General features: G+C 59.5%; 13 protein-coding genes. 3 read left to right on the top strand and 10 right to left on the bottom strand.

What is annotated here, in order from left to right; genetic code table 11:
- Nucleotides 1-4: 4 nt before the first annotated feature.
- From CLV84_RS22315 to CLV84_RS10850, 9 genes are all read right to left on the bottom strand, one after another.
- Complete coding sequence (locus CLV84_RS22315; protein ID WP_104419823.1) at nt 5-505, bottom strand: peptide-methionine (S)-S-oxide reductase; 501 nt, start codon at nt 503-505, stop codon at nt 5-7.
- A gap of 34 nt (nt 506-539) precedes the next feature.
- Complete coding sequence (locus tag CLV84_RS10885) at nt 540-1283, bottom strand: hypothetical protein (protein WP_104419822.1); 744 nt, start codon at nt 1281-1283, stop codon at nt 540-542.
- 164 nt (nt 1284-1447) lie between these two features.
- On the bottom strand, nt 1448-1954 hold the full coding sequence (locus CLV84_RS10880; RefSeq protein ID WP_170067669.1) for a pyridoxamine 5'-phosphate oxidase family protein: 507 nt from the start codon (nt 1952-1954) through the stop codon (nt 1448-1450).
- A gap of 70 nt (nt 1955-2024) precedes the next feature.
- On the bottom strand, nt 2025-3029 hold the full coding sequence (locus CLV84_RS10875; protein WP_170067668.1) for a DUF3089 domain-containing protein: 1005 nt from the start codon (nt 3027-3029) through the stop codon (nt 2025-2027).
- 175 nt (nt 3030-3204) lie between these two features.
- On the bottom strand, nt 3205-4437 hold the full coding sequence (gene kynU, locus CLV84_RS10870; protein WP_104419819.1) for a kynureninase: 1233 nt from the start codon (nt 4435-4437) through the stop codon (nt 3205-3207).
- Nucleotides 4438-4439: 2 nt separating this feature from the next.
- Nucleotides 4440-5678, bottom strand: coding sequence for an FAD-dependent oxidoreductase (locus CLV84_RS10865; protein ID WP_104419818.1), 1239 nt, complete (start codon nt 5676-5678; stop codon nt 4440-4442).
- Nucleotides 5679-5729: 51 nt separating this feature from the next.
- Nucleotides 5730-6500 (bottom strand): glycosyltransferase family 2 protein, encoded by a 771-nt coding sequence (locus tag CLV84_RS10860; RefSeq protein WP_104419817.1) that lies wholly within the window; start codon nt 6498-6500, stop codon nt 5730-5732.
- On the bottom strand, nt 6500-7291 hold the full coding sequence (gene cysQ / locus CLV84_RS10855; protein ID WP_104419816.1) for a 3'(2'),5'-bisphosphate nucleotidase CysQ: 792 nt from the start codon (nt 7289-7291) through the stop codon (nt 6500-6502). The genes CLV84_RS10860 and cysQ overlap by 1 nt, the downstream gene beginning before the upstream one ends.
- 107 nt (nt 7292-7398) lie before the next feature.
- Nucleotides 7399-8238, bottom strand: a complete 840-nt coding sequence (locus CLV84_RS10850; protein ID WP_170067667.1) for an alpha/beta hydrolase — start codon at nt 8236-8238, stop codon at nt 7399-7401.
- Between the two features lie 61 nt (nt 8239-8299).
- On the opposite strand from CLV84_RS10850, the gene CLV84_RS10845 reads away from it, so the two are divergent.
- Together CLV84_RS10845 and CLV84_RS22085 are read left to right on the top strand one after the other, a co-directional pair.
- A complete protein-coding gene (locus CLV84_RS10845; protein ID WP_104419814.1) occupies nt 8300-9001 on the top strand; it encodes an alpha/beta hydrolase-fold protein in 702 nt (233 codons plus the stop codon).
- A 154-nt stretch (nt 9002-9155) separates the two neighbouring features.
- Nucleotides 9156-9446: a DUF1572 family protein gene (locus tag CLV84_RS22085; RefSeq protein WP_104419813.1), complete on the top strand. Its 291-nt coding sequence runs from the start codon at nt 9156-9158 to the stop codon at nt 9444-9446.
- 215 nt (nt 9447-9661) lie between these two features.
- Here the strand turns inward: CLV84_RS22085 and CLV84_RS10835 are convergent, their stop codons facing one another.
- Complete coding sequence (locus CLV84_RS10835) at nt 9662-10453, bottom strand: SAM hydrolase/SAM-dependent halogenase family protein (protein WP_170067666.1); 792 nt, start codon at nt 10451-10453, stop codon at nt 9662-9664.
- 157 nt (nt 10454-10610) lie between these two features.
- On the opposite strand from CLV84_RS10835, the gene CLV84_RS10830 reads away from it, so the two are divergent.
- Nucleotides 10611-11651 carry a hypothetical protein gene (locus CLV84_RS10830; protein ID WP_104419811.1) on the top strand — a complete coding sequence of 347 codons (1041 nt, stop codon included), beginning with the start codon at nt 10611-10613 and terminating at the stop codon, nt 11649-11651.

The raw sequence follows: 11651 nt of genomic DNA, 5'->3' as shown, positions 1-11651 counted from the left end.
GCCCTTATTGCTTTAGCGCCGAAAAAAGGTCCGGTCGGTCAGCCCGTAGTCGGTCCAGTTTCGGCGTGATGTATCTCCGGCAGAACGGGCGCTCCGGATCGCTTCGGTAATAGTCCCGGTGCTCGGGCAGCGAGAATGTGAAAACGCGCAAGGGCAGGACTTTGGTTAGTAATGGTTCGTCCAGTGCACGACCTAATGCGGAAAGGATGCGTTCGCTTTCGCGGCGCTCCTCTTCGCTGTAGTAATACACCGCGGAACGGTACTTCCCCCTAAAGATATGCGCCCGAGTAGCACTATGTGTCTGCAAATGGACGTCAATTAATGCCTCCAGCGATATTCTTCCCGGATCGAAATGTACGATTACCGCCTCGGAAGGTGCTTCGTAGGGGGGTGCGGAGCCAATCCATCCCTGATCTACCCGCTTCACGCCGGGCAGCGAAACGAACACGCCCTCGGTACACCAGTGACAACCACCACCCAATCCTATCCGCTTCCATTCAGCCACCCACGCTAACACCTGAAACCCCTTTCCGGATGCATCAGGCAGCTACCGGCTTACGGCTGTTCCAGATCAATTGTTTCCCCTCCCGTTCCAGCGAAGCCGCCGACCTGCCAAATATACCCGTTAGCTTATCCAGGTCGTTCGTGTAACACATCGCTTCGATCAGTAGCGCCCGCTCTTCTTTCGTCCAGGGTTCGAAAGCCCGGGGTAGCCGCTGCCGGGCCCGCGCCATATAAGCAGGTAACCGTTCGGTGGCCTTGCGCAATCCAAGATCCGTAACCTCCCGGGTTAAAGAAGCGGCCTTATCGGATTCCAGCTTATCGAAATACCCCTCCGTGAAGAAATCAACGGCTTGCCAGTCCGCTACGGTAGCGGGAATGGCCTCGTATTCCTTCTCTCCGGACAACTCAGTGAAGAGGTCCGGTCGCGACGCAAGCATCCGGCGAATGTCACGCTGGCTCACTACGCCCCGGTAACGGCGGTAAGCGGGCAGCCCCCGCAACCGGGGATCGGCAACGCTGCGACTACCCGTCAACACTTTGGCTACCTGGGTTGGCGTCGGTTTATAGTCGAGTTCCCGCAGGTCGGCAATTATCCCGGTAATTTCTTCCGCGGGCAAGACAGCCTCCTCCATTTGTTGCAGCCGATCGACCAGGCGGATCAACTCCGCCCGGATCGCGGGCTCGTTAAGGCACCCTCCTTTACCCACGGAGCCTCCCGTGAGGGGATGCAGGTTCTGAGAAAGGCGGTGGAGATAAGTAATCAGGTCGTCACGAGTCATGGTCGTTCGTTTTGAAGGTGATGCGTTTCGGTTTCACGTTCAAAACTCGGACGGCGGCAACCAATTAATCGTCAAGTAATCGGTTACTTGCGAATATATACGTTTACAAGCGTATAAAAACGATTAGAGGATTGCCATGATTTTCGCGGGAGCAGTAGCCTGGCTTATACTTTAAGCTTACCCTGGACGCCGTCGTCCATGGTTTTTCCCGTCACTACGGAAGCGGCCATTTTGGCAAAGGCCACCACTTTTCCGTGCTGGGTATCCCAGTAATACCCCTCCCTTGGAGTGAAGCGGATCAGGCTCAGGTTCGGATCGGCAGGTCCTTCCTGAAACCAAACTTTCACCATCGGCGACCAGAGCTGCTCCGCTTTTTGGCGGTCATAGAGAACGACGGCCTCGCCATACAGGCTTAGGTACTCCTCATTCTGTTCGCTACCGTAAATAAGCTGTGCTTCGGGTTCCCGCTGTAAATCGGCGTTGCGGTCGCTGTCCTTGGCGCTGAAAAACCAGATACTGCCATCGTCCTCGACCCGTTGGGTTGCCATCGGGGCGCTGCTGAAGGGGCGGGCGCCGAGGTTGGAGCAGAACATACACGTACGCGTGTCGTCGGTAATTTTGCGGATCTTCTCGATGGATTCGCGGCTGAACAGGTTTTCGGTCTTTCCCATTGGTTTTTTCTTTCCCAACGTAGCTCGGGTGCAGGCTGTTCGGGCGCCACGGCGCAGGAAACGCGCCGGGCTATTCCACGTAAGGTGGTTCGGAACCGAGGTAAGCATCTACCCGCTGCTTGGCATTATCGCGCACGTTCATCCAAAAGAAATTGTAGTCCGCGACGTGGTAGTTCTTCGTTCGAAAAAGGATATCCCCGAAGAAGCTGGGTTTATTCGTAAACAGTGCCGCTCCCCGAATTTCCGCCCAGACGAGTCCGGGTATCGGACCAGCCTCATAGTTGTACAGAATGCCACCCCGGTTGAGGGAATCGGGTGCTCGATCGGTGGCCTTCGTCCAGGTAAGCGGATTCACCACCGCTACGGCCGGATCGTCCTGTCCTGGACCGGGTTCGAAATCATCGCGGTACGTACGCCAACTGACGAAACAACCGGTTTCTTCCGCTCCGGTACAAACCGGTATCGTACGAAATGCCTCGCGGTCGATCGGCATCCCTACCAGGTAGGCAGCGACCAGCTTTTCTCCCAGCGCTTTACCCTCAAAGCGGTCCCGCAGCAACCGCTCGGCATGGAGCGTGCCCTGGCTGTGGGCCGCCAGTATGATCGGTCGCCCGTTGTGGTAGTGCGTCAGGTAATAATCGAAGGCAGCCAATACGTCTTGATAGGCGGTATCGAGCGCACGCTGCTTCACCGACTCACCTTCGTCGTAGAAAACGCTGATGTGCGCCTGTCGGTAGCGGGGAGCATACACCTTGCCGGCGGCGTTGAAGATACTAGCCTGGTTCAGAATAGTAGATTCATCGACATCCCGGTTCAGGGCATCGTCCGTAAGAGCGGCGTTCCAGGTATTGTTATCCTTTCGGACATCGGTATAGATCGTCGGATGGACGAAGAATACGTCCGCCGCGGCACGATACTGCAGGTCCTGCAGACTATCGCCCGGGGTGCGGTCGGCGTAATCGTCCATACCGGGCAGCGCGGCCCAGTTGGCGGTCAGATCGTAGTCGGGGGCGGGGGGAGCGGGAAATGAATTACCGCTGGGTAAATCGGGAACGGACGCGCAGGATGACAGCAAAAGCAGCATCAGGCAACCGCCCCGAAAGCAAGAGATTACTGTCGAACGGTCGAGTCGCCGGTCAGATAGACGCCAATAAGCGCCAGCACGGCTAGGAGTAGAATGGTCATGTGTTTGTCTGTGTCTTGGTTGCCTAAAGTAACCCAAATATTTTGACAATGTTCTCATTTATCCGTCAGTTGAGCGCGAGGGTCGACCGCAACACCTCGTCTATGCGATTGACTTCTTCCAGTGTATTGTAGAGCGGTGCGGGCGCCAATCGCAGTACGCCGCCCCCGCTTCCGTCGAGGTTATCCTGCCGGTAATCGCAGATCAGCCCCCGCCGCGAAAGTTGTTTTTCCAGATCCGGTCTATGGCCCGGCAGGTAGGCCGAAATTTGAGCTCCCCGGTCGGCGGATCGCTCCGGCGTAAGGATGCGTAAGCCCCGGATAGCCTGCAGATTCCGGTAGAGCTGGTCGGTCAATAACTCGCTTTGTTTGCGGACGGCTTCCATGCCCCCGGCGCGGGAGAACAGCGGCAGTCCGGCCAGAAGCGGAGCCAGCCCCAGTACGGGGGCCGTGGACACCTGCCAGCCAGCCGCCCCCCGTTCCGGCACGAATTCCGGTTTCATTTGGAAGCGGTCGCTTTCCCGGTGGCCCCACCAGCCGGCGAGTCGGGGAAGGCTGTCATCCTGCTCGTGGCGCTCATGGACGAACAGGCCGCCTGGCGCTCCCGGCCCCCCGTTGAGGTATTTATAATTGCACCATACCGCGAAATCACAGCCCCACTCGTGCAGCTGGAGGGGAACGTTCCCCGCCGCGTGAGCCAGATCGAAACCGACCCGAGCGCCTACCTTCCGACCGGCGGTGGCGATGGCGGGCAGATCGAAGAATTGTCCGGTGTAGTACTGCACGCCACTCCACAGGACCAGGGCCAGCTCATCCCCCGCCCGCTCGATCTGTTCGATGATGTCTTCGGTCCGTATCGTGGCACTGCCGCGGCGAGGAGCCACCTCGATGAGGTCGCGGTCCAGGTCGAGGCCATGAAACTGCAGTTGCGCCCTAACGGCGTGTTGGTCGCTGGGGAAGGCACCGCTTTCCATGATGATCTTGCACCTGCGCCCCGTCGGCCGAAAAAAGGAAACCAGGAGCAGGTGCAGGTTCACCGTCAGCGCATTACAGGCCACGACCTCATCGGGCTTTGCGCCTACGATGGCGGAGAGGTCGCGCTGCAGCCGCCGGTGATAGCTGAGCCAGCCGCCCGCTTCCCCACCCCACCAGCCTTCCACGCCGTGCTCCCGCCACACCCGTAGCTCGCGGGATAGCTGCTCTTCCACTCCCTTGGGCTGCAGCCCAAGGCTATTGCCACAGAAATAGAGTGCGGGCGCGCCGTCCGGAGCGGCGGGCAAGTGAAATTCGTCTCGAAGCATGATCAGGTGCGTAGCGCGCCCTCGGCGGCCAGGCGACCACTGCGCATGGCGGCATCCAGGGAGCCGTTAAGTTGTTGGTCGCCGGCCAGGAAGACCCGGTCGATGAGCCGGGTTTGCGTGGCATCCGCCGAGAAGGCCACCGCACCCAGGCGGGGAAGCGCGTGCGGGATGTCGTACTGCTTGAGAAAACTCAGCGCATCGTTGGGCAAGCGGGTATGCCGGAGCAGATCCTGTTCGGCCTGGGCTACGGAATCGGTGTCCGGACACTCCTTCAGGCTCACGCTGATCAGCGATCCCCCCTGGTTGCGCAGCTTGTAGGTCGGCGCCACTTCGTCGAGTACGCAGAAGGTGTTAATGGTGCTTGTCGGGTCCACCACCAGGTTGATGAGGCGATTCTCCTTCAGCCGCCGGGTACTGTAGAAATAGAGGTTGGTGGTCGACTTGTATTCCGTGCCGCTGCCGGCTAACTGGGGAAAGAATGGATCGGGGGCGCAGGCGACGATCACCGCGCGGGTGGGAATGCGCCGGTCATCGTCCAGTATCACCTCCCGGTCCGTAATGCTCCGAACGGCATGCCCGGTGCGAATTTCCGTTCGCTGGAGCTTACCGGCCAGTTGGCGCGCCACCGCCTGAATGCCTTCCGCCGGCAGAACGGCACTCCCCTGGGCGAACATCTTCAGCACGAAACGGAACATCGCCGCCGGGGTTTCTAACCGCTGCTCGAGGAAGACCCCACCGAAAAAGGGCCGGAAGAAGCGCTCCACGATCTGTTCGCTGAAGCCGTATTTCCAGATAAAGTCGATCGTCGTTTGCTGGGTATACCCGCGAAAACATTCTTCGGGGGTACTGCGCATGAGTTTGAGCCCGAGCTGGGCCAGTCGAATCTTGTCGTTGAGCGTACCGACCGGGGAGAGGGCGGAGCGGAACAGCTGAGCGGGCTCCCGGAGCGGGTCCGCGAACCGGAAGTGCTGCTGCCGCATGTGGACGTGGCCGCCGGGGCGAAAAGCACTGACCTGCAACGCATCCAGGTCCAGGTAGCGTTTTACCTCGGGATACTCGGAGAGCAGAACCTGAAAACCCCGATCGAGCCGGAAGCCGTCGACCTCGTCGGTACGCAGCCGCCCGCCTACTTCCGCTTCGCGCTCGAGCAGCAGTGGGGCATGCCCAGCGGCTTCCAGGGTATGCGCGGCGACTAAACCGGCCGCTCCCCCACCAACGATCACGAACTTGTCTTGGGTCAAAACGGGTTACTTAAGGCTACAAATATGAGAAAAGCGCGGGAAGCGGACGGATTATGCCCGTAGGTTCCGCCGCTCGGCCAGTAAATAGGCGTAGCGGAGGAAGACGCCGTAGGCTAGCACGTAACAAATGACCAAGCCCTCCCGGCCGTCCAGAAAGCCGCCTTTTAGTACGTACTGGTTGAAAAAACGGAAGCCCGGCTTGACCAGCAGGTGGAACAGATTGATGCGCGGGGTGCGGTCAGCCGCGTCTGCCGCCTTCCAACGGGCGTACCGTCTGGTTTTATCCAGAAAGTGGTCGAGATTCTTGAAGGTGTAATGCTCGAGCCTGCCATTGAGTTGGCCGACACGCAAGCCAGCTACCTCGATCTCCTCGTGCACCTGACGGTCGTTGTAGCGCGCCCGGTCGCGGTGGAAAAAGCGCACCACGCGATCGTTGCGCCAGCCGCTGTACCGGATGCGCCGCCCCATGAAAAAGTTGGTGCGGCGAATCCAGTAGGCGTCTTGTAGATCGGGGACGGAGCGGAGGGCGTCAACTTCTTCCCGCAGCTCGGGGGTAACGAGCTCGTCGGCGTCGAGCAGCAGTATCCACTCGTGGCGCGCCCGGGCAATGGCCCAATTCTTCTGGTCCGAAGGCCCGCTGTAGGGCCGCTGCACCAACCGAACGTCCGGGCGGCCGGCCAGCAGTTCCGCCGTGCCGTCGGTACTAAAGCTATCGACGATCTGTAGGTCGTCACTCCACCCTTCCACACTGGCGAGAGAGCGTTCGATAACGTCCGCCTCGTTGAACGTGGTGTAAATGATGGAGAACGGCCGGGGGGTCATCAGCAGGACAATTGCCCCTCGCTGACGGCCCCGTAGGCTACGAAATAAGGGTTACGCAGCACTTGTTTGTTGTAAACGAGCTCCTTTCCCGTTTCGTCGTCAACCAGGTGGCCACCGGCTTCCAGGAGTACGGCGTGGGCGGCGGCGGTGTCCCATTCCATGGTAGGAGCGAGGCGGGGGTAAAGGTGAGCGGCCCCCTTAGCCAGCTCGACGATCTTCAGGGAGCTGCCACGGCTTACGATCTCGGGCTCGGTGAGCTTGTCCATGAAGGCCTGTGTTTCGTCGTTGAGGTGGCTACGGCTGGCGATCACCTTGAGGCCGGGGTCCTGCATGGTGAAGGTCGCGGCGGATATTTTCCCCTGACCGTCCTGAAAGGCCCCCTGGTTTTCGGCCGCGTAGTACAGCTCGTCCGGCACCGGAACGTAGACCGCGCCGAGCACGGGGCGCCCGTTTTCGATGAGCGCGATATTGACGGTGAACTCACCGTTGCGCTTGATAAATTCCTTCGTGCCGTCGAGGGGGTCGACCAACCAGAAGCGGGTATACTGCTCCCGCTCGGAAAAGGGCACGTCCTTGCCTTCCTCCGACACGATTGGTGCCTTCAGCTCCAGCTGCTTAAGGCCGGCCACGATCACCTCGTTAGCGGCCCGGTCGGCTTTGGTGAGCGGGCTGTCGTCCGCCTTTTGCTCCACGCCTAAATCGTCGGATTCGTAAATTTTCAGAATTTCCGCTCCGGCGCGGCGGGTAATTTGCCCAACTTCGCGGGCTAGTTCGAGATAATTGATTTCCATGGCGCTAAGGTAAGGAAGCTATGGGGTTAAGGGGCTAGGGGGCCAAGGCATTCCCCGCACGAGCGAAGCGAGCAGAGCCACCCTTCATCCCTTTACCCCCAACCCCTTTACCCCTTGACCGCCCACTCTAAAAAATCCCCCACCACCTTACCCCAGGTTTCAGGGTCGTGGGTCCCGCCTTCCACCTCGACGTACATCATCTCCTCCTCCGGACGCAGGCCTTTTTCCTGTAGCAGGGCCATGAGCTGCAGCGTATCGTCGATGGAGTCGATGACGCCGTTGTGGTTACGGTCTTCCGTTTCGTCGGCGGTGCCGGCCATGAACCAAAAGCGGTTGGCGATGGCCTTGCGGTGGCGGCGGACGTAGTCGTGCACGATCCGGTTGGCGTCCGGAAGCTTGGGGGTATACGCTTTGCTTCGGTACCAGAGGGAGCCGCTGAAAATCCCGGCCGTCCGGAAGACGCGGGGGTGGTTCCAGGCGGTATCGAAGGCTGACAGTCCGCCCAGGCTGAACCCGGCGATCGCCCGTCGTTCGGCGGTGTGGTAAATGTTATTGTGGTCCTGCAACCAGGGCAGGAGTTCATCGATGAGAAATTGCTGATAGGCCGCCGCGGCGGCACCGTTTCCGGCGTGATCGCGCTTACTGGCCGTACCGTATTCCCGCATCCGGTTGGCGGCGTGGACACCGACTACTAGCGTTGGGGGTAACCGTTTGGTTTTGTACATCCGCTTGAGCCGTTCGCCCAATTGCATGCGGGACAAGTCCTGGCCGTCGTTAAACACCACCAGCGAGAGCAGGCGCCAGGGGGGTACGGCGGGGCGGTAAATCGTCACCAGCACCTCCCGTTGCAGATGTTTGCTGGACAGGGTGTACTCGCGGCGCAGCAGGCCTTTCCGCCGGGAGAAGACGCTGCCCACGATTTGCCGCAAATAGTTTACCGGTTTCACGATCCAAAGGTAGTCGTATTACCGCGGTTTGCTACCTTGACGCCCCTGATTCCCCCCTCCCATGCGCGAAACGTACACCGAGTTTTACTCTCACCACCTGGGCCACAACGTCAAGGTGCTCACTTTCGGCACCCGGGGGTATCCGGTAGTGATTTTTCCCACCACCCTCGGTAGCTACTACGAAGCCAAGGATCGCGGCATGATCGAAGCCGTACGGTGGTTCGTCGAGCGCGGTTTCATCCAGGTATTTTGCCCCGATAGCATCAACAACGCCAGCTGGTACGCCAACATTCACCCCAGGCACCGGCTGGAGCGGCATATTCAATACGACAAATTTCTCGCCGACGAATTCGTGCCCCAGATTCGCTGGAATACCGGTAGCGGCCGCATCGCCTGCGCCGGCATCAGCTTCGGGGGCTTTAGTGCCACCAATTTTGCCTTCCGCCACCCCGAGATGGTGAGCCACCTCTTCAATATGAGCGGCGCCTTCGACATCAAACCCTTCCTCCGGGGCTACTACGACGATAACGCCTATTTCAACAACCCCGCCGATTTTATCGGGGGCGCCAACGATCCCCACCTCTGGAACATGAAAATCGTCCTGGGCACCAGCAACTGGGACATCTGCCTCGATGCCAATCTCCAATTCAGTGAGAAATTGCGCCGCAAGGGCATCGATCACTGGCTGGACGTCCGCGGCGACATCGAGCACGACTGGCCCCTCTGGCTTGACATGTTCCCCCATTACGTCAGCCTTATTTAAAGGGCTGAATTGTTGAAGGACTGGATTAGGGAATGGCTACCGCACGGGGCAGCCCGCCGGCAGACTAGCCTTGCCAGGCGGATGGCGGAGCGCCACACTAGCGAAGCGAGCATTCACGCTGCATTCAGTCCTTCGTTAATTCCCCCATTCACTAATTGATGTAGGGCGCCGTAGCGCAGGAACAACCTTCCCCCGCAAGCCCTTCACCACGCCCCTCCCCCAAGACCTCCTGACCAGCTACAAAAAGCTATTCGCCTATTACCGCACCCTCGGCGAACGGGCCATGGAGCAACTAACCTTCGACGAACTCACCGCGGACGACGACGCCCGCTCCAACAGCATCGCCGTAATCGTGAAGCACCTGGCCGGTAACATGAAAAGCCGGTGGACGGATTTCACGCGTAGCGACGGCTTCAGCCGTCTAGCTGCTTTGTGCGGGGGGTAAGCGCTGACGGGTGTTTTAACTTTTTGGCAGCCAGTCCACTGAAGTGGACGCTACGTAGCGACGGCTTTAGCCGTCAAGCTGCTGCATGCAACTGGGTAAGCGCAGGCGGGTATTCCGTCTTGCTGGCAGCTAGTCCACTGAAGTGGACGCTACGCGTACGTGGCCGTACCGACGGCTTTGACCGAGATCTTGTAGCCAGTCCACTGAAAGGGACATTATGAACTAATAGAGAAAAACTCGATCTGCACCGTATCCTCCACGGCAATACTGAGTAAGGTAGCCGCCCGTCCCAGATTCACCGCGATTTCGAGGTAGCCATCCGAATCAAAACGACACAGGGCCTCCCCCTCCGGCACGTCGTGGTAGCCGAAACTAAGCCCGTCGAGGGGCGGCATGCGTTTGACGAGCAATTGGAAGCCCCGGCCCTCCCCGACGTTTTCGAAGATTTGCCGGGTGATATTGGTGGTGACGTTGTCGAAGCGGTCGACGAAGACCACGGCGCCCCGGATGTAGTTCGGTCCGATCACCGGATGAAAGGCCAGGCGCTCGGTGTAGCGGGTCGAGGGCACCCCGATCTCGTGGAAGGGCTTACGGTGGGTAAGGTGCCCCACGGCGCGGGCGTAGATCTCGCTCAGCGGTGTATCGGCGTCGTAGCCGTCGAGCACGAAGGTCTGGTCGGGAATCTCCCCAAATACCAGGGAGAAGATGCCGTTGTCCGGTGCGATAAAGTAGTGTCCCTCGTGGAAGGCGGCCAGGAAGCGGCCCTTCGGCTGGTAATAGTCGTACACCCGCAGCAGGTGAATGCTGCCCTTCGGAAAGTGCCGCCAGACCTTTTTGAACACGAAGGCGGCCGTTACGATATCGTAGGGAGGGATATCGTGGCTGATGTCAACCAGTGGCAAACCGGGCTGAGCCGACAACAGTCGCGCTTTGAGTCGGGGAAGGTGAAAGTCGGTCCGACCAAAGTCGGTAGTGAGGGTCAGAACGGGCAAGACGGGGGTGGCCACGTGATTAAGATTTGTACAAAGTAAGCGCAGCGCAGCCAAATGTTCGTTATCTACCGGTCCGCCCCCACTCGCCCCCCCTTCACCGAACATCGCCTACCCGACAGCCGGTTATGACCCGAGGACTATTATCCAAAGCATATACACCTTAGGTATTCGCATGCAAATTCGCCCCTACCAATTCCTATTCCTTTTCCTGGTAATCGTTGCACCTGCGTCCGCGCAAATCGAATTAGAACAGGGAAACATCGAGGCACTTACGGACGATATGCCGGTCTGGTCGCGCCCCGGTACGCGCTACCGCAGTCAGAGCCGGGGCCTGAGCGTCCGCTACGAAACCCAGCCGGAATTTTACTGGAACGGCGGGGATGCCATAGGCGGCGGCGAACAGCACGTCACCCACCTCGAGCAATTCACCTTCAAGTTCAAGATCCCGCTACTGAATAAGCCGCGGGTCAAGGCGCTGCTGGGCTACGAATGGGACACCGAGAAGTATTTCTTCGCTAACCCCTACGAAGGCTACGAGAACGAGCAAACGCTCTTTCAGCTCCTCGACGAACGACGGCTGAAGGCGAATAAACTCTCCGCCTACTTTACTTACAGCTTCGACGACCGCTTCTACCTGTCCAGCCGGGTCCGGATGTCCCTCAACGGCGACTACCAGGGCCTGATCGACTTCGGCAGCCTGTACCGCACGTACAGCGCCGCGGTGATCTACGGTAAGAAGGTGAGCATGGACGAGGAGTGGGCGGTAGGCGTCACCTACAGCAACAACAAGGCGCGGCAGATCGCCCTCCCTTTTTTCGTCTATAACCGCACCTGGAACGACCGCTGGGGTATCCAGACGGCTCTCCCCGGCCAGGCCTACCTGCGCCGCAACGTCGGCGAACGCCTGCTTAACAACTTCCTCCTGGGCGCCACTTTCGACAGTAAGTACTACGCCCTGAACACCGACGGCCGCGGCTTTGAAGAGCTCCAGCAGTACTTCCTGCGCAACAACGGGGTACGGGCCATGCTGCAATACGAGCACAACTTCGCCCCCTGGGTGTGGGCCTTCGTCCAGGGCGGCGTGTTTATCCCCTGGCAGACGCGCTTCAACCCGGCCGACGACATCGACCTGGATCTGGAAACGAGCGTGGGAAGCCGCCCCTTCGTGCGGGCGGGGATCTTTTTGGCGCCACCTAAGGATTTGATTAAATAG

The sequence above is a fragment of the Neolewinella xylanilytica genome (assembly GCF_002934605.1).
Taxonomy (GTDB): Bacteria; Bacteroidota; Bacteroidia; order Chitinophagales; family Saprospiraceae; genus Neolewinella; species Neolewinella xylanilytica.
Note: the sequence above shows the minus strand (reverse complement) of the source record. Positions and strands in the feature narration are given on the sequence as shown.

Coding starts and splice junctions, on each gene's coding strand:
- CLV84_RS10830 (WP_104419811.1), top strand. CDS start 10,611: ATGCAAATTCGCCCCTACCAATTCCTATTCCTTTTCCTGGTAATCGTT.
- CLV84_RS10860 (WP_104419817.1), bottom strand. CDS start 6,500: ATGACCCCCCGGCCGTTCTCCATCATTTACACCACGTTCAACGAGGCG.
- CLV84_RS10885 (WP_104419822.1), bottom strand. CDS start 1,283: ATGACTCGTGACGACCTGATTACTTATCTCCACCGCCTTTCTCAGAAC.
- CLV84_RS10880 (WP_170067669.1), bottom strand. CDS start 1,954: ATGGGAAAGACCGAAAACCTGTTCAGCCGCGAATCCATCGAGAAGATC.
- cysQ (WP_104419816.1), bottom strand. CDS start 7,291: ATGGAAATCAATTATCTCGAACTAGCCCGCGAAGTTGGGCAAATTACC.
- CLV84_RS10845 (WP_104419814.1), top strand. CDS start 8,300: ATGCGCGAAACGTACACCGAGTTTTACTCTCACCACCTGGGCCACAAC.
- kynU (WP_104419819.1), bottom strand. CDS start 4,437: ATGCTTCGAGACGAATTTCACTTGCCCGCCGCTCCGGACGGCGCGCCC.